The organism is Qipengyuania sp. HL-TH1, assembly GCF_036365825.1.
Classification (GTDB): Bacteria; Pseudomonadota; Alphaproteobacteria; order Sphingomonadales; family Sphingomonadaceae; genus Qipengyuania; species Qipengyuania profunda.
Map to the genome: position 1 here is coordinate 2,380,225 of NZ_CP142675.1, position 21,068 is coordinate 2,401,292.

The window sequence follows — 21,068 nt, forward strand, 5'->3', positions numbered from 1 at the left end:
GCAAAATCGCTACACAAAGCTCCATAACGGAGATAATGTCTCGATAATGCCACATTATGATTCACCAGATCTGCGTCCGCTCTCGGTGCTGCTATCCGACCTCGGGAAGCAGATCGAAGCATATCGCATATCACGCAATCTCAAGCAGGCCGAGCTTGCGGAAATGGCAGGTATCTCGCGTTCAACGCTCGCCCGCCTGGAAGCCGGTAATGGCGGGACCATCGATAGCCTCGCCAGGATAATGCGTGCGCTCGACATTGAAGACCGCCTGCTGGATGTCATGCCGGACGCCAAGCTGAGACCGCTCGATCCCCGGTCCGACACCGGCAAGGCGCGGCAAAGGGTGCGCAAGTCTTCTGAAGGTGAGGCTGGCGAGGAATGGAGCTGGGGTGACGAGGCCCCATGACGCGTGCGGTAGTCAATCTCTGGGGTCGTCAGATCGGCGCCGTCCTGTGGGATGAAGATCGCGATGTCGGGGTTTTCGAATACACTCCGGAATTCAGTCGCAGCGGCATCGAAGTCGCTCCGCTCACAATGCCATTACGAAGCGGCGTCTACGATTTTCCCGCGCTGAATTACGAGACCTTTAAAGGGCTACCGGGCATGCTGGCAGACAGCCTGCCCGACAAGTTTGGTAACGCGCTGATCAATCGCTGGCTTGCCGAGCAAGGCCGCACAGCCGACAGCTTCGATCCGGTCGAGCGCCTTTGTTATACCGGTCGCCGAGGCATGGGTGCGCTCGAATTCGAGCCCGCTACCGGTGAGCGCCGTGAACAGGGTCGGCCGGTCGATATCGCTCCGCTTGTCGAACTCGCCAACAGGGTCATTGCCGCGCGTGAAGAACTGGCCGGTGTGCTCAAGGGTGAAGATGATCATCGCGCACTTCAAGAGATCTTGCGCGTCGGCACCTCTGCTGGTGGCGCCCGGGCCAAGGCCGTCCTCGCCTGGAATGAGGAGACCGGAGAATTCCATTCAGGGCAGCTGACTGCAGGGCCCAGGTATACGCAATGGCTCGTCAAGTTCGACGGCGTGTCGGGCAGTGCCGACAAGGAGCTAGCCGATCCGATGGGCTTCGGCCGACTTGAATACGCTTGCTATCTGCTAGCCCGAGAGGCCGGCATCGACATGGCTCGTTCTCGTCTGCATGAAGAAGGCGGCCGGGCGCATTTCATGACACAGCGTTTCGACCGCACGCCTGATGGCAAGAAGCTTCACATGCAGTCGCTTTGCGCAATGCGCCATTTCGATTTCAACCTCGCTCGCGCATACAGCTACGAGCAGGCGATCGAGACCATCCGCATGCTCGGTCTCGGCCGCGAAGCGATTAAGGAGCAGGTGCGCCGCGCGCTGCTCAATATCTTCATCCGCAACCAGGACGACCACACCAAGAACATCGCATTCCTCATGGATAGCTCGGGTCGCTGGAGCCTCTCGCCCGCATTCGATGTCGTCTATGCCTACAATCCTGACGGGGACTGGACCAACGAACACCAGATGTCTCTGGCCGGAAAGACTGACGGCTTCGAGCTTGATGACTTGCTAGCGTTCGGCAAGTTCGCTGACCTGAAGGCAGGTGAGATCAGAAACATGATTGCCGAAATCAGATCCGCAATCAGCCTTTGGGACAGATTTACGGACTTGGCGGGTCTTTCGAAACGACTCTCTGCGCGTGCGAAAGCCGGATTCCGAGCCGAACTATAATGAAAATTGCACACTGAAAGTGATCCGAGACCAGGACTCACGCCAGTCCTTGCGGCTAAACTACTGTGCGGTGTCATCGCGGCTTCCAAGGTGATAAACTTGGGATCATCTCCGTCAGTTCGATTACACATCGTGGCATACCGACTAGACTTTGGAGAAGCTGTAGGTTGATTTTCAAAACGGCCACCGCAATTGGCATGCAAAATTGAATCTTTGGGAGTGCTGTCTCTAGGTTGGCCAGAAAACAGCGCTTGTTAGCTCCACGTACTCCTGACGATCGAAGTCCGCTGGTTCGACGTTCTGAAATATATTCAGAAATGCCTCCGCCTCGACGCTTTCTGGTTCAATGTATTGAGAGATCGCCCCAGTACAGCGAGAGCATGCCGCTGACAGGATCGGGATCAAATTGGCAAACATACGGTCCACTTCGTAGCTGTGAGCAAGACACCAATCCTCGAAGCGGTCCGCAGCAATGGCTTCACGCCCCGCAGCAACAGAATCCGCGTACTTGGCTGATTGCAAATCTAGAATTGCGCGGATGTCAGACCAGCTGACATAGTGTTCAGCGAAACTTCCACCATCTTCGCTTTCACCTGCTTCGAAATTGATCAGCAGATAGTCTCTGGGATGCTCTTCGGCTCTAGCCCGTCGATAAACGCTTCGAAGCCCGTTGGCTTGGTTATGGTGTCGAGCGTTTCTCAGTCGCAAGACAAATGCGCACAAGGGGTCATCGTAGAAATTGAAAGCTTCCGGCGCTTCCAATTTCACTGCGTCATAAAGGCCATGGAATGCATTCAGAATCCCATCGATTGCGTGGTCTAGATTGCCGACGGCTTCTGGTGCATCGATCAGAAAAAGTTGGCGAAAGCGAAGATGCTGTTCGGCAAAAACTCGAAACGCTTGGGCTAGAGTTTCGAAGCGATCTGAGATCATAGAATGGTGCTACTTAAAGGGTGTGATGGCTGGATCGGAGCCGCCGAACGTGAATTCGATCCAATCATCGTTATCGTCCTCGCCGCCAGGAATCACCTCAATCTTTGTCGGAAGCCTCCCGTTCGCGAACGGCAGTTTGAATGGATTGCCACGTTGAAGTTCTGACATACGATCCACACTGATTTGGCCAGTGAGAACCTCCATAATCATGCGAGAGCTCAATCTGACATTATCGCCTGACATTTTGCAGCCTCCATGGTGCCCCCATCCATAATCTGCTTCGATCGCCCTTCGTGCAGCATTGACTGGCATGTCTCGGGGATAAGGGAAGTTTCGCATCATCGAACGAAAGGTCGTGTCGAGATCGCCAGCAATCTTTAATGCGTCTTGCGTGCGCAGCATTGCAAACATTTGCCGGTCGTAGCCCTCGGCGGGATGCCAGCCACGTCTCTCCTCACGAACGCTAATCGCCAAAACGAAGTCTACCGAGCTGTTCTGCCGCAAGAAATCGCGTGTCAGAGTATCCATGAGATCGATGCGATTGCCGAAGCCACCATCGGCCATAGTGGCGCAATCCGCATCGCAGATGATTATCCCGGTTAAGGCATCCACCCCCTTCAACTGCGGAACCTTCGATCTCAGCGCCTTATAATAGGGGTTCCGATTTTTGATGCTTGGGCGGTCATATGAGGCATAGCCGCCGCTACTGTAGGGGCTCTTGGCCGGATCAATACTGACTGAAATTTCAGTTTCCTCGTCCACAATGTCTACGCGGATCGGACACTGCCCAGAGCGGTGCTGTTGCCTTATCTCAGGCTCGATGGCTGTCTTGAAGTATTGGCGCAGGCTTGACCGATTGGGCATCTGCAAGGTCGTTTGCTCGCCTCGATCCTTTCGCTCTCGACTCGATCCTATTCGGATATCCACTCCGCCTATTGGCATTCCGAGCTTGGTTTTCAGACTTTCAACCAGATTGCTCAGATCTTCATATGGATTTTTCTTGTCGAGCCCCGCGTCGGATACGGTAGTCACGTCTGCTACAAACGATATGCCTAGGCCTGCGTACTCGATATCGGGATTTTTGCCGTTCACCTGCTCCGCTTCAACAGCTACCGACCCGACTTGATTGAGGCCGTGTACAACCATGAGTTCATAAACGGCTGCCAGCCTATCGCGATTTGGCTGATTTAATCGGCGCACTAAGTCCGCATGCCACTCGCTCGGAGTGCAGGGCCGGATTGCGTCCAAACGTGCTTGAATGCTTCGACGACTAAAGAGCAAGATGGCCGCCTTTAGTCATTGATGCTGGTCACTTCTTTGAGCTGGCGATCCATTCCGTCAATGGCTCCAGATCGTGTGCCCAGAAGATGGTCAGGCCGCGTTCCTGCGCATCCAACAAATTGTGCAACTTGTAGACGCCGCTGAGGACCGCACTTGGCACAACCTGCCGCAGGCCAAAGTCCGTTTTCCAGCTCGTAGCTTTCACCGCAGCATCATTGTTCAACCGCTTGACCGAGTTGGTTGATGAGTTTGACACCTTACACTCTATGGGCATCACGCGATGGTCCCAAAGTCGCACGATGATATCGCCTTTGCGGTTGCCGAGCACACTTTCGCCGCAGAATTGTCCTGGCTCGGGTGCCAGGGCGATCGTAGTGATCTTTCGCGGTTCCACCTCTTCGAAACCGAGCTTCAAGAGTGAATCCTTCACCGCGCCTTCCTGACGATCTTTGCCAGATGTCCGACGCTTTGTCTGAGCTCGACTCGCAGCCATCAACGCCGCCGAGGCAAGCACGGCTGCATTGCGCTCAGCCTCGGTCGGTTCACGATCTTCAACGACCCAAGCGAAGCGCCGACGGTCAAGCACCTGGCGGACTACAGCTATTACGCGCTGGACCAGTGCCGGTGTGGCCGCAAGATGTCCTTTCGTGAGCGATTGTGCATCCGAAAGGGTCTTCAGATCGTCCTGAGAAATCGGAGGACCTGCGAGATACCTGAACGCCTCAAGCAAATTTGGATCGCCCAAAACATCGAGCGCCGTATCCTCAAGACGAGAAAGGTCGACGGTGGTCTCGAGTATCTCCTCGATATGCCCCTGATACTCGTCAAAAGCGTCGAGATAGTCTTCCAGAGGTTCTTCGAGACGTTCGGTGCAAAAGGCCGCGATTGCCTTTTCTCTTTCGACCTCTAATTCTTCGTCGCTCCAAAGCGGCCGATCAATCACAGGCATACTCCGCTTGTGAGCAACTCCGGGCTCGGCACAATCACCCGTTCCATTTCACGAGGCTCAAATTTGGTTAGACCACCCGCGTAAGTCCGTCCCGACTTTTGCGAGATGTTGTGCTGCAGATAGGAGACCAAGGCGCGCTTCAACTTTTCGTTCATCGGGTCACGAGGATACAACCCATGAGCGATATTGATATGCCTTGCTCCGGCTTTGTTTAGGGCAAAGCCAGGAGGGCGTCGGGCCATATATGTCGATATGATCGGGGCCGCTTCGCGAAGCCCAATTGACCACCAAGCCTTTCTATTGCGTGCGACATACCCGCTATGTGCACCCATCGATTTTGCTACCTTCAGGAAGCTTTCAACGCGCTTGCGGTCTGAGACAGAAAGTTCATCTAGGTCGGTTGGCAGATCGATGGCTTGCCTGAGCAAGTCGGGATCTTTCAACAAGCCGCCGGAATTGAAGACCTCGCGAGCGCGCGTGATGGTTGGGAAAAGCACCGAGTCAGGCAAACCAGCACTATGCTCTCCGGCGATCCATACGCCGTTTGCCCCGGTAACAGTGCCGCGATGAACCCGGCACAGTTCTCCTAGCTCGACGTATCCCTCGGGTGGACGTTCCGCTACCCGCGTCAGATGTGACCACCGCTTCTCGGTAGCGAGACGGTCTCGCCTAATGCGTCGACCACTTCCGAGTTTACCCAGACTTGCGAGGTCATCTACTCTCTGAAAGCTAACAGTCTTGGGTTCCGCACCAATTTCGAAGGTTGTGATCGCTGCGGTCGTGGCAGCATCGGGAAATGGCTGCGCGGTCGGTTCGATTACGGTAATGTTCTTCCCGCCGAGTTCGCCGAGCATCAGCGACCGAACGAGCGAGCCGTAGTTCACGTCAAGCCACTCGGAAGCTGTAACGAATGCCCCTACGTCCTTCTTCTCGGCTTCAAGTGCTGTCGCGAGGAAAAAGTACACGTGGAGCCCAGCGAGTTTGCTCGCCGGCAGTTTCAATTCTGCCGCTCTTTGCGCGAGCCAATCCTTCCACACAGCATCGATCTGATGATGCCTGACGTATGGTGGATTACCGATGTACAGTGTCTGTCCAGCAGTCCTCTCGGTGAAATTTCGGAAGTCACCGAGTATGATCTTTGCCCGCTTTGCATACCCATTCACACACAGATTGGCACGGGCCATCAGGGTTGCGACCGGGTCCACATCAATGCCGACAAGCTGAGCATTTGGGAACGCTCGCCCGGCGGCTGAGAGGAAGCGGCCTGAGCCAACCCCTGGGTCGACAACGCGCGATGGACTTGAGTTATTCGCGGCCCACTGCACCATCGACTGAACAATGCCCTCAGGAGTGTACGTCGCCCCATCAGACCGGCGTGTCTCCGCAGATCGGATTGACGAGAACCCTTCTCCTAAAGGGTCATTTCCGCTGAGAATTGAATCACGCAGCAGAGCCACTCTCTTTGCGGAAACTCGCTGCTTGGCAGAGCTTGCAGCGAGCCTCTTTTCAGCCTCCGATAACCCATGCCCGACATCGAGCGCGCCGAGTTGCAAGGCTGCCGAAATCAGTTCCTTCTCTGACGCGAAGAGAATGGGGAGATCAGTCATCGGACCGCCTCCCGATTTGCGCTTTGGCTCATCGACGTGGTTCCAACAAATTGGAACGGCTGCACCTCAATTTCTCTGTTTTTCTTGCGAGCTTCGGCGATGTCAAATGCAGTCTGCATCTGCATCATCGCTTCCAATGGAAATCCGAATGCCTTCTCCAACCGAACTGCCATCTCTGGAGACAAATGAACTCGTTGGTTGATGAGTTTGGATAGCGAAGGACGCGCGACGCCTAGAGCCTTTGCTGCCTCCGTGACGGATATCCCACGCTCGTCAATCAACTTGATTTTCAAGAACCGACCAGGGTGCCCGGGATGCTCCGTTCTAAACTGTGTCGCAGTACCCATTTGGTATCCCCTTTGCAGTCTATTGCCCTGTAACGCTACGGGTTACAAGTGTACCTTTTTGTTTTTTTTGTTCCACTGTCAATTGGAGCTGAAAGCAGCCTCACGAGCGTCGAGCTAGATAATTCTCTACCTTCTCGACTGTTCGGCGGCGCGGCCTGCGGCCAGCTCGTAGGTCAAGCACGAAGCGCGGATCGCCAACCGCGCGACGACCGAACCGTGTCGCCGAAATGTGCGATTCCTTCAGATGTCGTTCAATGCGATCCAGCAATTTCATGGCCTTCCTCGACTCACTCAACACTTGTGTTCCTGTTTTGTTCTTAGTAGGAAGGTTCCATCGAGTCTAGGAGATTTCCTTCTCTCCTGAGACCGCTAGAAGGAACGACACATGGAACATGTCAGAGAGGAGCTCGATCGCCTGATCCAGCAGCGACGGCTCGGATATTCCTCGATCTCGCGGATGATCGGAAGAAACTCGTCCTACATTCAGCAATTCATCAAGCGTGGATCGCCGCGCAAACTGGATGACGATGACCGGCGCACGCTTGCCAGCTTCTTCGGGGTCGACGAGCAAGTGCTTGGCGGACCGCCCGCACCCATGCGTGACGGGTTGATCGAAATACCCGTGCTCAATGTCGATGCATCGGCGGGCTTTGGAGCGATTGCCGAAAGCGAGACCGCCCATACCCGCTTCGGTTTCGACGAACGCTGGCTTGGCCGGTTGACCCGGGCGAAGAGCGCCAGCCTTTCGATCATCCACGTCTTGGGCGACTCCATGGAGCCGACACTCAGCGATGGCGACGAGGTGCTGGTCGATGCATCGGACCAAGGCTCGCGGCTGCGCGACGGTATCTACGTCCTGCGCGCCGACGATGCGCTGGTGGTCAAGCGCGTGACGCTCAAGCCCGGTGGCCGCAATATCACCATCAGCAGCGATAATTCGGCCTATCCGAGCTGGGACGATGTCGACCGGTCCGAGATCCAAGTGGTCGGACGGGTCATCTGGTTTGGGCGGGCGGTATAGAAAGCTCTCGTCGGCTCAGATCCCGATTTCGAAATGCTTTACCCTTTCCTTCGTGAGTTCGGGCTTGTCACTTGCAGGCGAAGGGCTGCGGACATCCTCGTCTTGCGAAAGGCCCTTGGCCGCTGCCGCCTTGAGCCTTTGCGTTACTTCAAGGGCCGACGCTTTCTCGCCGCTGTTGGACTTGATGGCCCGGCCGAGTTTCTCGGCATTATCTGCAATCAGCGTAAGGCCGTCGCGAAGCCGGGTGACCGTGACCAGGAAAGTCTGCCGATTGGCGAGATTGCGTTCGCGGCTGTCCATCACTGCGATCCCGCGATCCGAAGTAAGTCCCTGCGCCATATGCGCATTGAGGGCGTAGGCGAGGTCCATGCATTTGAGCATGGGGTCGCCGCGGTTCAGGCGGAGCTCCTTGCCCACTGATGTCTCGACCAAGACGCCCTTTGTGTCGATGGCCACGATCCTCGCCTGGTCGGCGTTGAACAGCCCGCGCTTGTGGTCGTTGTCGGTCCAACGGATTTTGTCACCTTCAATGATGGACAGCGATTTGCGCTCGAAGAGCGACAGCCGGCTATCGTCTGCGCCCGGCCGCAAGCGCGCGGGATTGAACTTGCGAAGCCGTCCTTTCCTGTCCTCAAGCACGAGCTGCTTCCGCGCATGGTCAATGGTCTTGACGGTGTAGTCACCCTTGGAGAGTTTCTGGGTGCTGTCGCGCGAGCGGAAGTTAAGGACCATGCCTGGTTGGTAAGTGCGAAGATAGCGCAGCTCCTCGTGTGTCACATTCACCCGCGAATGAACGGTCAGCCGGCCCGATCGTGGGCCGAGCTCGCCGTTGGCCTTGAGTCCGCACTGCACAGCCTCGTTGACCGCAGAACGTAAGGCCCGTCCCGAAGCGTAGATCGACGTCCGATCCCGATCCGCCGGGCTGAGCGAAAGCCACTTTTCGGCAGCAACAATCGCGCTGTCCCCACGAGCTTCGATGGTTGAAGGAGCAAGAGCCTGGAGCGCATCGTCGATGCGTCCCTCCTGCGCTGCGGCCTGGGCTCGCCGCAGTATGGGATCGCGGCCGCGTAAATTCACATCCATGTTGGCGCGCTCGATCCCGGCCTGCTGGACGAGGTCGAAGGGCTTACCGGCATCGACGGCGGCTAGCTGTCGCTTGTCGCCGACGAGAACCAGGCGCTGGACTTCTGCAAGGTTCGCCAGCCGTACCAGCTTGGCCTTGTCCTCGTTCGACACCATCGACGCCTCATCGAGCACCAGGACATGGTCTCCGAGAGCGCTCCGAGCCTCACGCAGCAACGTGGCATTTCCCGGCTCGTGCAGAAGCCTGCCCCATTGCGCGAGAAAGCGGGCGATGGTCATCGAACGGATGCCGGTGTCGCGCTCGAGCATCTGGACGAGCGTGTTCTGCACGGCGAGCCCCAGTACCTGCTTGCCTTCCTCGCGAAGCAGCTGGGCAACAGGCTTCATCACGCTGCTTTTGCCCGCCCCGGCTATGCCCTGGATCGCTACGGTCCGGTCACGCGACGAAAGGACAAGGCCAGCCGCATTCTCCTGTCCTTCGTTGAGCGAAATTCCGTGGTTGAGCGCAGCAACAGCCTGAACCCGCTCTGCAGCGTCCGCCCGATCCAGGATGGGCAACACCGCACCTCGTCCCTGGTCGACATTCGCAATAATGGTGCTTTCAAGGTCAAGCGCCTCCCGGCTCGCCAGCCAGCCTTTGTGCTCGCCTTTGCCGGATTCGAGTGCGCCGCTTCTGATCAATGCGTTCACACGGGTTTCGATGTGGTCCACCGTCGTCGGCAGCCCAAAATCGAGCGCCGCCTTCAGCAATCCCTCACGGGGAAAGGCTGCCTCGCGCTGCGAGAGATGGCGCACCGCGGAAGCAACGGCCTGCGCTGCCGCGATGGTCGGTGCATCTTGCTTGAGGACATGGGCAGGGATCAGTGGATCCGCCGGATTGCCCTTGATCCGCTGCGCGAACTCTCTCAGCTTCGCAATTCCACGCTGCAGAAGGTTCCCTTCTTTCGAGCTGGGAATGTCCTTTGTTGCAGCGCGCATCTGCGACGCATCGATCAAGCCGGTAAGGTCAATCCCGACTTCCTGGGATTTCTGCCGCCACCCATCGAGAAGGCCTTCCCGGTCCCTAACGGGCGCCTTGCTTTTCCTTGTATCGAGCACAGCAATGTCGCGGGTTTTCGGAGTATTCTCCCCCAGCTGGCGTACCGCGTCGAGGACTTCTTCGCGCCGCGTCGAAAAGGCCATAACTTGCTGGCGGGCAATGCCCGCTGCTTCGAAGTTGCCATGCTTTCCAACCGGCCCAGCCTCGTAGCCCATTTTCTCGACTGCCAGACGAAAGCGAGCCATGGTCATCGAGTTGAGCAGCGTGTTGAACGACCAAAGTTTGTCGTTGCGAAGCGCGCGCCACTTTCCGTCGCTGCCTTGCGTGACATTCGCCACGACCGCGTGAAAATGCAGGTTTGGCTCCTGGTTGCGGTTGGTGTCGTGCTGGAAAAGACCAATCGTCAGGTTATCTGTCGCGACCTTCCCGTAACCAGCCTGACTGCCCATCCGGGTCTGCGCCGCGTTCTTTTCTGCCCAGCGCAAGGTCTCGATGACGGCCTCACGATAAGCATCGATAATCCGCTGGTCGCCGCCCACCAGCGCGAGCAGCGACCAGCTTTTCGGGAGTGAAAATGTGAGGTCGGTTCCCGGCCTGTGGGCCTGGCCCGCGTTGCCGACCTGGATACCGCCGGGAAGCTCTCCCCGCAGCAAGGCATCGAATTGCTCGGCGCTGACGCGGCCCTCAAGGCCAAGTCGTTCCGCTCCCTTCCCGACCCAGGTTCCGGAACGATCGGCATCGGCGCCGGTGTAGTAATTGTCTGCCGCGAAATAGCTCGCAGCAGCCGAAGGGGAGCGCACATTGGCGACGGAAAGCATCCAGTTTGGTCCTCGTCACGGCTCCCCTCGCGGCCGGGTAATCCCTCCCTATTTGCCTTTCACATGTCGGGCTCGAACTCGCCGAAATCCTTTTCCGGAGGATCTGCGACCGCACCTTCACGCAGGTCTTTCTCGACCGGTATGAGAGGCTGGCGCCCGTTGGCAGCTGAACGGCCTCGTTGCGTCGAACCAGCCTTGCCACCTGTGTCATCGCCGGCGGTTCCGGGTTCGGACGGATGCTGTTCCGCGCCCATTGCTGGTGCATCCTCACCGGTTTGCACTGCGGCGAGAGGTAGCGTTGGACCTGCATCCAGATGCGTATCGGAACGGGTTTCGGCACCGAGCTCACCAGTAGCGCGTCCTGCATTCAGCTTTTCAAGCGGCACAGGCTCCTGCCGATCCTGCGGTTCATCGGCGACACGGCGCTGCCCCTCCAAGTCGAGTTTGAGCTGCTTTGTATCGACAGGTTTACCGGCACCGTCGTCGTTCGAGGCGGGATGCTCATCAATCGGTTTCGAACCCGGTCTTGCTTGAAGCGCCGTTGCCGCAGGACCCTGGTCAGGCTTAATGAGCGGTTTCTCGCGGGCGATGAATCCCTCGGCAATACGGCCACGCGTGCGCGGAATGAGCGATACCGGCGCAGCGGGGAATCCGTCGGGAAATTTGATGTAGGCCGACAACCTCGGAAGGTTCATAAACTGGTCGGGCAGGAGCAATGGCTCGATCTGCCGCCTCGGCGTCAGGCTGACCGCATCGCGCGCATTGTTGTACCCGTAGCTATAGCCTTCTTCCATGTCGCGCACCTGCCGGTGGCCGATGAAATCGGAGCACCAGGTCGCTGTCTCTCGATCGGCCGTCGCTAGGATGAGCTTCGTTCGCGCAAGCGAGGAAAGTGTCATGGCCATGTTCTCGCCGTAGACTTCCTTGAGCTTGGCAAACGCATGCACCCCGGTGACGATCGCACCGCCGAAGTTGCGCGCCGTTTGCAACCCCTTTTCAAGCGCCGGTAGTCGGTGAAGGGCACCGAGCTCGTCGATCAGGAACCACATCCGCAGGTCATGTGTGCGCTCGAGCGTCATCAGCGTATTCATCGCCGTGTCGAGCCACAGCGTCAGCAACTGCGAGGAGATGCTCATGTCGACATAGCGGGCAGAAAGGAACAGGATCGAGCCCGCCTGGTAGTCGCCTTTGACCCAGTCGCGGACCGAAAAGCGCGGTCCGGATGAGGGCAAAAGCTTGAGCACTTTCGCATTCGCATTGAACACAGCGCGGATCGATTCCGCCATGCGGGCCGCTTCCGGAGCGGTCAGCGGATCGGCCATGGTACCGCGCATCAGCTTATGCACCTCGGACAGATCAGCGGTCATCAGCCGCCGTGCCAACGCCTCATTGGTTGCAGTGCCGGTACGGGCAAGATGAAGACACATCTCGACAAACAGCATGCGCGCCGCAAGCACCCAGAACTGTTCTGAACCACCCCCGTCATGGGGCACGAGCGCTTCAGCGGCAGCATGAAACTCAGCTTCCGTCGTGCAGTCGTTGAACACGCTCCAAAGCGGGCACCGCACATCGACAGGATTGAGAATGATGTCGCGTGCAGGATCGTAGAAGGCCTCAATGAATGCCCCTGTGAGGTCGAAAATGACCGCGCGCTGGCCGCGTTCACGCGCTTCGGCAACAAGTTCGGTGAGCGCCACGGTCTTGCCGGTTCCGGTCGTACCGATGAGCATGGCGTGGCTCTGCTCGAGCCGCCACGGCCAGCTTACACCGGCGAGATGTGCGGGTTGGTAATGGCCTGCTTCGGCCAGCGCCGACGAGCTCGCAAGCCGCCACTTCCAGCCAAACTTGCGGCCCAGTTCTTCGGCCCTGAATGCCTTGTTGTGACGCTCGATTTCTTCTTCGAGTTCGTCGAGCGAAACAAGCATTGCGCCGCGCTCGTGCTTGCGCTCCTTTGACCGACCGCCAAAGCGCTCGGCGAACCACCAGAAGAACACGAAGGCCGGGATCAGCAGTACTGCCGAAACCAGCAATCCCTGCTTCACTGCCGTACGAAACGCCTCGACCGCCTCGCGCATCGGCGGGAACTCGCGAACGATGCCGAACGGGAGGCCGACCCTTTCGCCGTCAAGCAGTTCAAGGTTGACCAGCTTGGCCGGATCGAACTCCATGAAGGCATAGAGACTGGCGTAGATATGCATCCAGACCAGGTAGATCTGGTGATCACTCAGAGCCGACCGCACCTCCCAATAGCAGGTGCCGACCGCTACCAGGCCGGTGACAATCAAGGGGCCCTTCAGGCCGGCTGCAAACATGAAACCAAAGTGGCCGAGCAACTGGCTCCCGCGGGTGAAATTCAGGAGATTATGCTTCATGGGATTGGCCTCCCATGTTTGCGTTGACGAGGAGGCCAAGACGCTCGAGGCGTCGCCGGTATGCCTCGTGAGTACGGTCGCGCAAACTCGCGTCAGGGTGGCTGGCCAGAAGCGCATCGAGCGCCACCGAAATGAAGATTGCCTGGCGCGCGGGATCGAGCCCTGCGGGCCTGTCCTTCGCCTCGTTATCGCGCTGCCACGCTGCGACGATGAGGTCACGAATAAAGACGCTGACACTGACGCCATGGTCCGCGGCACACTGGCGAACCCAGTTACCCACGGAGAGAGATACGAATGTCTGAAGCCGATCTTGTCGGGTCATGAAACAGGTTCCTTGTCGGGCCGACGGAACCTGGCTCACCTTGCGGAAGGTGGCAATGAGAATAAATCGTGAACAACTCGCAGTCAATCGAAAGATTCGGACTATATTTCAAGGTGATAGATGGATGTGAGTTGTCAGCGGATCAGCGCAAAGCCGCTCTACTCGCAGACGGGTTGATTTCGCCCAAAACCACATTCTTTAGCAATAACAGAAAGATTAATCCCGAAATCGCGGGGTAGGGTGTGCTCCTTTGTTCCCAAGTGCGCGAGGTGGTCCAGGCAATGAGGGGGATTCATCAAGGACGACTTTTCCCGATCTCCATGTTGGAGCGCGAGCAACCAAGCCTGGCAGCTCACAGCATGCAGATAGAAAGCAGTTGGACGCCTCCAGCCGAAGACAGCACCTGCGAAAGAGGCAGCGGCCAAGGGCGCGTGGGAAGCAAAGCAAGCGGGACCTGTCGCGTGCCCAAGCTTCCCGCCGCCCGACCCGGTGCCGGTTCGCAAGTGCGCGCGGGGCCCAAGAACAAATTACGCCGCACCCTCAGGAGCGCATCGCAAGATGCGCGGGACAGAGTGCGTCCACAGCCCCGCTCCACTTATCGGGCGGCGCCGCATTGCGGTGGGCGGCCGTCAGAGCAACCGACCGAACCGGTTTCTTGTGCTTCGATGGACTACCCGGCGAACAAGAAAAAAGGGCAGGAACCGCTTCCGGTTCCCGCCCTGTCGGAAGTCTCAAAACTCGTCGAGCATGCCGCCGTGGACCGTGTGGACCACCCGCGCTGCGAGATGCACTGGCAATATGTTGTAGTCACCCTCGTCGAGGGCAAAGTACCCGAGTTCGTCATCCTCGATAACGTGCTGATCGAAGAAGCTGTGCAGCGCTCTCTTCTCGGCTGTCTCCAGAGCCTCGAAATAGCTCCGTGACGGAAGGGCGCAATGCATCGAATAAGCCATGATAATCCTCCTGATTTCTGTCGTGAGACGACAGGAGGTGCGCGCGATGGTCTTGTGCATCCCGGGTCAGGGATCGCCCGGATGGGCGACCGCGATAGCGGCGGTGGGGGTAACGATTTTGTTCGCCGCCGGATGCAATCCGGTGGCGGGCAAAATGGTGGGGCCCCGCCGTCCTTGAGGCGGGAGGCGCAAGGCCATCATGCTGGGAGAACCGTGAGCAAGGACCCACCACCTCCGCCCAATATCAAACATCTGCTGCGTGCGAATTGTCTTTCCTACACCCCGATGACGCGGGCATGAAACCAACCGGGGAGCAGATCCGAGGGGGACAAAAGGACAAGTAACATGCCCCGAAACAGGAGCGCGATAGCAGCCCTGCAAAAGCTCGAAGCAGACCGCGAGGCGCTCGACGCCAGACAACGCGAACTTGAAGTGCAGGCGGCCAGAGAACTCGGCGAAATCATCCTGGGAAGTGGTCTCGAAAGCTTCTCGAAGAGGGGCCTGAGGAAGGTTGCCGAAGAACTCGGGAAACTCGGCGAGGATGCCGCGATCGAGAAACTGACGGGGCGCGGTGCAACACGTGCTTCGAATGCAGCGCCGGGAACCCAGTAACCCCAGAGGAAGAGGCCCTGCCGCTTGCGGCAGAGCCTCTTCGTAAGGGGACGATCGGGATCGATGTCAGTCGATATCGGGAGCGTCGGTGTTGTCGTTGTCGTCGCTCGAACCACTACCGCGGGAGAGGAAGTCGACCTTGTCGGCGAGGATCTCGGTGCCGTAGCGCGTGACCCCGTCCTTGTCCTCCCACTGGGTGTAGTGGATGCGGCCCTGCACGCTGACCAACTGGCCCTTGGAGCAGTACTGCCCGACGGTCTTGGCGAGGCCGTTGAAACAGGTCACCCGGTGGAACTCACTTTCCTTGGCGGTATAGCCGTTCTCGTCCTTGTAGGTCTTGCCGTCCTTGTCGCGTGCGGGGCGATCGGTGACGACGGTGATCCCGGTGACGTTGGTGCCTCCCTTGGTCTCGCGGGTGTCGGGATCGCGGGCGATGCGGCCGGTGAGGATTGCGATATTGGTCATGATAGTAGTCCTTCAGTTCCTCAAACCGGAGACCATCTCCGGCTTGCGAACTTGCCAAAGAAGCAGGGCATGGGAGGACTGCACCGCAGGAGCGAAGCTCCAAGGGGAACCTGTTCATGACGGGTGGTGCGGGCAGGCGCGCGAAGCGCGACCACACGGCCGGAAAGGAACGGGTTGCTGTACTCAGCTGACCTGATTCAGGACTGTTCGCGAAGAAAGCCGGATGGGTATCGGGTGCGGGTCTGAAGGTGCCAAGACCCTACTGCAATCAGCCTGCTCCATCGCCTTCCGATGCCGCCAGTAGATCCATGAAGTTGCGGGCTGCTTCCCGGTCTTCCTCGTTCTCGAACGCCACATCGAGATCGGGGGCGGACCCGAACATGTGTAGGAACGACCACAATGCAAAGCGCTTGCCCCGATCCTTCTCAAGGCCGAGATCGACCCGGCAATGTTCAATGCCGGCTGCAAAGGTGTCTGGGGCAACCCCGGAAAGGTCGCTGGTGGCAAAGTAGCGCTGTAGCAGAACGTCAAGTTGCATGACCGGTTCATATTCGGGTCGGCGCTGAATGCACATCCAGGCAATTCAGATGAAGATGATGAAGGGCCCCTCAGGACCCAGGAGAAGTGCCCAAGAGGCCGCGACGATCGACCACGGTGATCCGGCGCGTCTTAGCATCGATCACCAGTCGTTCGGTGACGCCATTGCCCGGAAAGGCGACGACATAACGCGGATTGAGCGAGAGCATCTGCTCGTTGCGCTTGAACCCGGCGCGGGCACCAAGCCGACGATCGAGCGAATAGGTCAGCTGCTGGACTTCGCGGCGTTCGGCCCAGCTGGCGGCCAGGCGATCGGCACCCTTGCCGTCGCCGCCATGGACCAGGAAGAGATCGGGAACCACGTCGCGAACCTTGTCCAGCGTCGCCCAGATATTGTCGGCATAAACGCGCGCGTCCTCGGCGCTTTCGAAGCTCTGGCGACCACCGGCGAAAACCACCGGAGTGCCTTCCGGGATCAGGGCATTACGCCGGTTCTCGGCGCGTGCGCGGAGGAAATCGCGGGCATCGATCACGGCCGAGGTAAGGTTTCGCGAATGGCTCGTGCGCGAGCCGGAAACGGGCTTCCACGAGGAACCGGTCTCGTCGCGGTAAAGTGCTGCCGCAGCCTCGCGCATCTGCTCGAAGGCCAGCATGCTGGCTTCGGCGGCCTGCGCGCGCTCGACCTGCTCTTCAAGATTGCTCGAATGCACTTCGGAGCCATCGGCGGATGCAAGGAGGACCCGGATCTCGTCGCTGGCCTGGTCAAGTTGAGCCGACTTGCGGCTGGCGGCGCGGTGGAAAAGGTTGACCATACCCCAGGCAATATCCTCGGCATCTGCTTCCAGGGCAGTGTCGGAAAACATCGCAAAAAGGTCGGACCAGACTGCGCCAAGCGTCTGTTCGATCGCATCCTCGCAGGGAAAGTCGGTCTCGTTGAATGGGGCCGGCCTGATGCTGAGGCCTGAGAGATCGAGGCCGCTCAACTGGTCGATGAAGCTGTCGTACATGAGGTGTCTCCTGATCGCGGGGACAAGGCGAGGAGGCACCATTGCCTCGGTCCTGTCCGCCGGAGCCCGATCAGGGCCGGGACAAGGGGCGAGACGCACCGCGAAGCGGGAAACCTGCGGCCCTAGGCTGGCGCGGGTAACACGGGCCGACGGGCCGCAGGTTGCGGCGCGCCCCGACCGGCCCAAGGGCCTCTCCCGGCGGACTGGGATGAGGCAGGATCAGGACCCGGTGTCGCACTTCGATCGGGAGCGCTCGAAGATCGCTTCGCCATTCGAGAACCGCCCGACCAGGCGCAGATCCCCGAACAGGTCGATGAACCTATCCGACACCTGGGTAAGCCAGTGCCGTGCCCTCGCCGTTCGTGGGTTGTAGAAATCCGCCTCCCAGTACCGGGCATCGTCACGCTCGGCGAGCCAGATCGCGGCAAGGCCGCAATAGGTCGATATGCCGCAATCGGCGAAGGCGTTGCGCAAGAGGATTCTGTCCTCGCGGCCGCGCCATCCATCGAAACGCTCGAAAGAAGGAAAGGTCGCCTTCGTGTTATCGATGACCTCGTCGACGAGGCACTCGTAGACCCAGTCGACATCGTCGCCTTCGCCCTCATCAAGCAGGCGAAAGGCCACCACGGAGCCGGTCGGATAACTGACGGAACGTCCCATCTCACTGCTCCTCAGGCGGCGTCAGCAAGGTCGATATCGTCCTCGCTCTCGCCGAATTGGTGACCCCCAAGATCAAGCAACAGGCTGGCCGCTTCCTCGGCCTTGGCCGCAGCGGTCAGGATCGCGCGCTCGTCCGATTTGAGGATCTTGAGCCAGGACGCGATGTAGCTGGCGTGATGGTCGAGGTGGGTGACCGGAAGACCCAGTTCGGCCCCGAGAATGGCCGAGGACAGCTCGGCGATCAGTTCCTCGGCAGCATAGGCATCGCTCCCGAAGCGGTTCTTGAGATCGCGGTCGAGCCGCGAAGAATGCCCCGTCCAGTGCGACAGCTCGTGTGCAAGCGTCGCGTAGTAGTGGTCATAGGCTTCGAAGAGTTCGGCTGGCGGCATGGTGACCCGGTCACGCTGCGGCTCGTAATAGGCCTGGGCTCCAGAATGCCGCAGGTCAGCGCCGATCTCGGCGAAAAAGGTATCAAGCCGCTCTTCGCGTCCTTTGGGCTCCAGCGCGGCAATGAGTGGCTTGGGATGATAGAACTCGGGGAGGCCGTCGCACTGGTCGGCATTGAACACGGCATAAGCTTTGAGGACGCGCCGGTACTCGGTGTCAGCTTCGCCTTCGGTGTTCTCGACCTCCTTGGTGTAGTTCTTGTAGAAGATCGCGATGGTCGATTTCTCGCCTTTGCGGACCTGTCCGCCGAGCGCCTGACACTGGCGGTAAGTCATCCAATAGGGCGAGACGTAGCCGTTGCCATCGGCCACCATCCACAACCAGAAGGTATTCATGCCGCGATAGGGCGTTCCGCAGGAGCGCAACGGCCGCGAGACGGGCACACCGCGCCAAGGCTTGACCCAGGGCTTTGTGCCTTGCTCGAGTTTTTCGATAATGGCGGCGGTAATGCGCTGGGCTGGCGAAGTCGAAGTAGTGCGGCGGGACTTGGTCATGGGAGCTCTCCTGATCGCCGGGACGGGCATGCCCCGGCTCAGGAAAGGCAAAGCTCCCTCCTCTCTCTTTTACATGTGGCGGCTACCGCAGGCGCGAGCTTCATCTCACGCGCTATTTGTTCAATAGACACTTCCAGAGGTGTCGAGCGCGGAGGATAGCCCAAACCTTTTCTCAGGAGGCGACTTTCGAAGATCAAGGCATGCATCGCGGTTGCCACCGGACAGACCTCAGAACTCCTCGTTCGCTAGTTTTTCGCCTGGATCTCTGGCCAATGCTCGCTCACCAAGGAGACCACGAGCTGCTCACCTCTTAAAGAAAGGCGATCGATCCATTCATCATCCATCGCCGAAAAATTGGTTCCATAACCAGCAACTGTGTCGCCGGATATAAAGTCATCTGGTTTGTTCGAGAGTCGCGCGTCGTCTTGTCCGAGATACGGCATTATGAAGCCACCGATCCTTCCGGCTCGTTGCAGATCGAAGAGCCGAGTGGTGGATGCGTTCTGAGCCCTCGCAAAAATGCTTTCAAAAACTGCTGCCATGCGTGCTGGCATTAACGACGAGGGCTCGCCAACATCCAGCGAGTAGCCCGCACGACATGCGATCAATTTGTAAACCGGATCAACCTCCAAGCTTATGGAGTGATCGCGGTCCGGCCAAAACGGCATCAAGCCGAGATTGTCGTAGACTCCTCCGTCAGTGAGTGAGATCCGATCAGAGCGCTTTGTTCCGTTGCGCTCGAACTCAACGGTGGTATCAAGCGCTGGCAGTGCCAACGGGTATGCTGCTGATGCTGCGACTGCATCTGCCAGGCTTGTATCTTCGGAGGTCGCTGAACCGTATCGCCAGCAATGCAACTTTTCTCTTGTAAAGTAGAACGCAGCCTTTGCGCGCAACTCACAGGCGACTATGATCAACCTGGGTCGATCACCACGCAATTCGGACAGGCGCTTCGAACCAAAGACTTTGTCGAAAACTCGCCTCAAAATTGTCGTTCGACTTGCTCTGCGGTGGAGGATCGTCCGGTATGGCCAGCGATCGCGGCGTGGACTCACTGGCAATAGTGAAATCATCAGCTTCGTCGGCAAAGCGGCCAATCGATCAAGGGATATGAGCAAGACGGTGAAGAGCGCCTTCAGCCCTTCCAAACTAAAGACCGCTTCGTAGGCTGCCGGCCAGACAAAACCTTGTCGCAACTGAATAGCCCCTAGTTTTCTAGACGCCCTCGGTGCTCATCATCTGCTGCCGTTCGAACTCTACGGGTGACAGCATCCCGTTTCTCACATGCTTGCGTATCGGGTTGTAGAACATCTCGATGTAATCGAACACATCCTGTCTGGCCTCGTCTCGTGAGCGATAGGTCCGCCGCCGGACGCGTTCGCGTTTGAGCAGGTTGAAGAAGCTCTCGACCACTGCGTTGTCATGGCAGTTGCCACGGCGGCTCATCGAGTGCTCCAGATTGTGGGCCTTCAGGAAGGACGTCCAGTCCATGCTGGTGAACTGCGATCCCTGATCCGAGTGGATCAGAACCTTCCCTTTTGGCTTCCTGCGCCACACCGCCATCAGCAATGCCTGCAGGACCAGGTCGGTGGTCTGGCGGTTCTGCATCGACCAGCCCACTACGCGGCGGGAGTAAAGGTCGATCACCACCGCCAGATAGGCAAAGCCTTCCTGTGTTCTTATGTAGGTGATGTCGGTCACCCATGTCTTGTCCGGTGCCGCGACATCGAACTGGCGGGCCAGCGTGTTGTCGACCACCCTAGATGGCTTGCCGCCATAGCTGCCCGGCCTGCGCTTGTAGCCGATCTTCGCTTTAATACCCGCCTGACGACTGGCGAGACGCGCCACCCGGTTCGGGCAGCAGGTCTCGCCCTGATCGAGCAGGTCGTCGTGCAGTTTGCGGTAGCCATAGACCTTGCCGCTGTCTTCCCACGCCTGCCGGATCATCGCAGTCTGGCGAACATCTTCCTTCGCCCGTCTGCTCAGCGGGTTCTTCAACCAGGCGTAGAAGCCGCTGGGCTGGATGCGAAGACACCGGCACATCGCGCGCACCGGGAACAGCGTGCGATGCTCGGCCACGAACGCGTATCTCACTTTGCATCCCTGGCGAAATACGCGGTGGCTTTTTTTAGGATGTCGCGCTCCTCGGTCACCCGCTGCAGCTCGCGCTTCAGTTGCCGGATCTCGGCGTCCTTTGATCCATCTTCGGGCCGCTTTGCGAACTGTCTCTTCCATGCATACAGCGAATGCTGGCTCACGCCGAGTCGCTCGGAAACCTCCGCCACCCGGTAGCCCCGCTCGGTGATCTGGGCCACCGCATCGCGCTTGAACTCATCGCTGAAATTAGCCTTCCCCATCGTCGCCTCCTGTCCTCAAAATTAGGAAAGAAAGCGTCCACAAATCTAGGGGCTATTCACACC

General features: G+C 58.6%; 20 protein-coding genes. 4 read left to right on the top strand and 16 right to left on the bottom strand.

What is annotated here, in order from left to right:
- The first annotated feature begins 46 nt into the window (after positions 1–46).
- Entirely contained in the window at positions 47–406 is a 360-nt protein-coding gene (locus tag VWN43_RS12285; RefSeq protein ID WP_067695826.1) for a helix-turn-helix domain-containing protein, read from the top strand.
- Positions 403–1,701 (top strand): type II toxin-antitoxin system HipA family toxin, encoded by a 1,299-nt coding sequence (locus VWN43_RS12290; RefSeq protein ID WP_067695830.1) that lies wholly within the window; start codon positions 403–405, stop codon positions 1,699–1,701. Before VWN43_RS12285 ends, VWN43_RS12290 begins: the two co-directional genes overlap by 4 nt.
- Before the next feature lie 228 nt (positions 1,702–1,929).
- Here VWN43_RS12290 and VWN43_RS12295 read toward each other — a convergent pair whose 3' ends face one another.
- From VWN43_RS12295 to VWN43_RS12315, 5 genes are all read right to left on the bottom strand, one after another.
- Positions 1,930–2,634 (bottom strand): hypothetical protein, encoded by a 705-nt coding sequence (locus VWN43_RS12295; RefSeq protein WP_157075203.1) that lies wholly within the window; start codon positions 2,632–2,634, stop codon positions 1,930–1,932.
- A gap of 9 nt (positions 2,635–2,643) precedes the next feature.
- Positions 2,644–3,780 (bottom strand): hypothetical protein, encoded by a 1,137-nt coding sequence (locus tag VWN43_RS12300; protein ID WP_067695838.1) that lies wholly within the window; start codon positions 3,778–3,780, stop codon positions 2,644–2,646.
- 163 nt (positions 3,781–3,943) lie between these two features.
- Positions 3,944–4,864 (bottom strand): XamI family restriction endonuclease, encoded by a 921-nt coding sequence (locus VWN43_RS12305; protein ID WP_067695841.1) that lies wholly within the window; start codon positions 4,862–4,864, stop codon positions 3,944–3,946.
- Positions 4,855–6,471: an N-6 DNA methylase gene (locus tag VWN43_RS12310; RefSeq protein ID WP_067695844.1), complete on the bottom strand. Its 1,617-nt coding sequence runs from the start codon at positions 6,469–6,471 to the stop codon at positions 4,855–4,857. The genes VWN43_RS12305 and VWN43_RS12310 overlap by 10 nt, the downstream gene beginning before the upstream one ends.
- Positions 6,468–6,818, bottom strand: coding sequence for a HigA family addiction module antitoxin (locus VWN43_RS12315; RefSeq protein WP_067695847.1), 351 nt, complete (start codon positions 6,816–6,818; stop codon positions 6,468–6,470). The genes VWN43_RS12310 and VWN43_RS12315 overlap by 4 nt, the downstream gene beginning before the upstream one ends.
- Positions 6,819–7,203: 385 nt before the next feature.
- On the opposite strand from VWN43_RS12315, the gene VWN43_RS12320 reads away from it, so the two are divergent.
- Positions 7,204–7,839, top strand: coding sequence for a S24 family peptidase (locus VWN43_RS12320; RefSeq protein WP_067695850.1), 636 nt, complete (start codon positions 7,204–7,206; stop codon positions 7,837–7,839).
- 15 nt (positions 7,840–7,854) lie between these two features.
- Here VWN43_RS12320 and mobF read toward each other — a convergent pair whose 3' ends face one another.
- The 4 genes from mobF to VWN43_RS12340 form a co-directional block, all read right to left on the bottom strand.
- Positions 7,855–10,779: a MobF family relaxase gene (mobF, locus tag VWN43_RS12325; RefSeq protein ID WP_067695853.1), complete on the bottom strand. Its 2,925-nt coding sequence runs from the start codon at positions 10,777–10,779 to the stop codon at positions 7,855–7,857.
- Between the two features lie 59 nt (positions 10,780–10,838).
- Positions 10,839–13,151 (bottom strand): type IV secretion system DNA-binding domain-containing protein, encoded by a 2,313-nt coding sequence (locus tag VWN43_RS12330; protein WP_067695856.1) that lies wholly within the window; start codon positions 13,149–13,151, stop codon positions 10,839–10,841.
- Positions 13,141–13,473 (bottom strand): hypothetical protein, encoded by a 333-nt coding sequence (locus VWN43_RS12335; RefSeq protein ID WP_083508388.1) that lies wholly within the window; start codon positions 13,471–13,473, stop codon positions 13,141–13,143. The genes VWN43_RS12330 and VWN43_RS12335 overlap by 11 nt, the downstream gene beginning before the upstream one ends.
- A 731-nt stretch (positions 13,474–14,204) precedes the next feature.
- Positions 14,205–14,426 carry a hypothetical protein gene (locus tag VWN43_RS12340; protein ID WP_067696232.1) on the bottom strand — a complete coding sequence of 74 codons (222 nt, stop codon included), beginning with the start codon at positions 14,424–14,426 and terminating at the stop codon, positions 14,205–14,207.
- A gap of 345 nt (positions 14,427–14,771) precedes the next feature.
- On the opposite strand from VWN43_RS12340, the gene VWN43_RS12345 reads away from it, so the two are divergent.
- Positions 14,772–15,038, top strand: a complete 267-nt coding sequence (locus VWN43_RS12345; RefSeq protein WP_067695862.1) for a DUF6437 family protein — start codon at positions 14,772–14,774, stop codon at positions 15,036–15,038.
- A gap of 66 nt (positions 15,039–15,104) precedes the next feature.
- Here the strand turns inward: VWN43_RS12345 and VWN43_RS12350 are convergent, their stop codons facing one another.
- The 7 genes from VWN43_RS12350 to VWN43_RS12380 all read right to left on the bottom strand — a co-directional run bounded on the left by VWN43_RS12350 (position 15,105) and on the right by VWN43_RS12380 (position 21,005).
- Entirely contained in the window at positions 15,105–15,503 is a 399-nt protein-coding gene (locus tag VWN43_RS12350) for a single-stranded DNA-binding protein (RefSeq protein ID WP_067695865.1), read from the bottom strand.
- 268 nt (positions 15,504–15,771) lie between these two features.
- On the bottom strand, positions 15,772–16,041 hold the full coding sequence (locus tag VWN43_RS12355; RefSeq protein ID WP_067695868.1) for a hypothetical protein: 270 nt from the start codon (positions 16,039–16,041) through the stop codon (positions 15,772–15,774).
- 70 nt (positions 16,042–16,111) lie between these two features.
- Entirely contained in the window at positions 16,112–17,047 is a 936-nt protein-coding gene (locus VWN43_RS12360) for a DUF2493 domain-containing protein (RefSeq protein ID WP_067695871.1), read from the bottom strand.
- Positions 17,048–17,266: 219 nt separating this feature from the next.
- Positions 17,267–17,707, bottom strand: coding sequence for a hypothetical protein (locus VWN43_RS12365; RefSeq protein WP_011413780.1), 441 nt, complete (start codon positions 17,705–17,707; stop codon positions 17,267–17,269).
- An 11-nt stretch (positions 17,708–17,718) separates the two neighbouring features.
- A complete protein-coding gene (locus VWN43_RS12370) occupies positions 17,719–18,648 on the bottom strand; it encodes an ArdC family protein (protein ID WP_067695873.1) in 930 nt (309 codons plus the stop codon).
- 245 nt (positions 18,649–18,893) lie between these two features.
- Positions 18,894–19,844, bottom strand: a complete 951-nt coding sequence (locus VWN43_RS12375) for a patatin-like phospholipase family protein (protein ID WP_157075204.1) — start codon at positions 19,842–19,844, stop codon at positions 18,894–18,896.
- A gap of 19 nt (positions 19,845–19,863) precedes the next feature.
- A protein-coding gene (locus tag VWN43_RS12380) for an IS3 family transposase (protein ID WP_320181558.1) occupies positions 19,864–21,005 on the bottom strand; the annotation gives its coding sequence in 2 pieces (ribosomal slippage) (positions 19,864–20,768 and positions 20,768–21,005; 1,143 coding nt in all).
- Positions 21,006–21,068: the final 63 nt, after the last annotated feature.

Coding starts and splice junctions, on each gene's coding strand:
- VWN43_RS12285 (WP_067695826.1), top strand. CDS start 47: ATGCCACATTATGATTCACCAGATCTGCGTCCGCTCTCGGTGCTGCTA.
- VWN43_RS12290 (WP_067695830.1), top strand. CDS start 403: ATGACGCGTGCGGTAGTCAATCTCTGGGGTCGTCAGATCGGCGCCGTC.
- VWN43_RS12295 (WP_157075203.1), bottom strand. CDS start 2,634: ATGATCTCAGATCGCTTCGAAACTCTAGCCCAAGCGTTTCGAGTTTTT.
- VWN43_RS12300 (WP_067695838.1), bottom strand. CDS start 3,780: ATGGTTGTACACGGCCTCAATCAAGTCGGGTCGGTAGCTGTTGAAGCG.
- VWN43_RS12305 (WP_067695841.1), bottom strand. CDS start 4,864: ATGCCTGTGATTGATCGGCCGCTTTGGAGCGACGAAGAATTAGAGGTC.
- VWN43_RS12310 (WP_067695844.1), bottom strand. CDS start 6,471: ATGACTGATCTCCCCATTCTCTTCGCGTCAGAGAAGGAACTGATTTCG.
- VWN43_RS12315 (WP_067695847.1), bottom strand. CDS start 6,818: ATGGGTACTGCGACACAGTTTAGAACGGAGCATCCCGGGCACCCTGGT.
- VWN43_RS12320 (WP_067695850.1), top strand. CDS start 7,204: ATGGAACATGTCAGAGAGGAGCTCGATCGCCTGATCCAGCAGCGACGG.
- mobF (WP_067695853.1), bottom strand. CDS start 10,779: ATGCTTTCCGTCGCCAATGTGCGCTCCCCTTCGGCTGCTGCGAGCTAT.
- VWN43_RS12330 (WP_067695856.1), bottom strand. CDS start 13,151: ATGAAGCATAATCTCCTGAATTTCACCCGCGGGAGCCAGTTGCTCGGC.
- VWN43_RS12335 (WP_083508388.1), bottom strand. CDS start 13,473: ATGACCCGACAAGATCGGCTTCAGACATTCGTATCTCTCTCCGTGGGT.
- VWN43_RS12340 (WP_067696232.1), bottom strand. CDS start 14,426: ATGGCTTATTCGATGCATTGCGCCCTTCCGTCACGGAGCTATTTCGAG.
- VWN43_RS12345 (WP_067695862.1), top strand. CDS start 14,772: ATGCCCCGAAACAGGAGCGCGATAGCAGCCCTGCAAAAGCTCGAAGCA.
- VWN43_RS12350 (WP_067695865.1), bottom strand. CDS start 15,503: ATGACCAATATCGCAATCCTCACCGGCCGCATCGCCCGCGATCCCGAC.
- VWN43_RS12355 (WP_067695868.1), bottom strand. CDS start 16,041: ATGCAACTTGACGTTCTGCTACAGCGCTACTTTGCCACCAGCGACCTT.
- VWN43_RS12360 (WP_067695871.1), bottom strand. CDS start 17,047: ATGTACGACAGCTTCATCGACCAGTTGAGCGGCCTCGATCTCTCAGGC.
- VWN43_RS12365 (WP_011413780.1), bottom strand. CDS start 17,707: ATGGGACGTTCCGTCAGTTATCCGACCGGCTCCGTGGTGGCCTTTCGC.
- VWN43_RS12370 (WP_067695873.1), bottom strand. CDS start 18,648: ATGACCAAGTCCCGCCGCACTACTTCGACTTCGCCAGCCCAGCGCATT.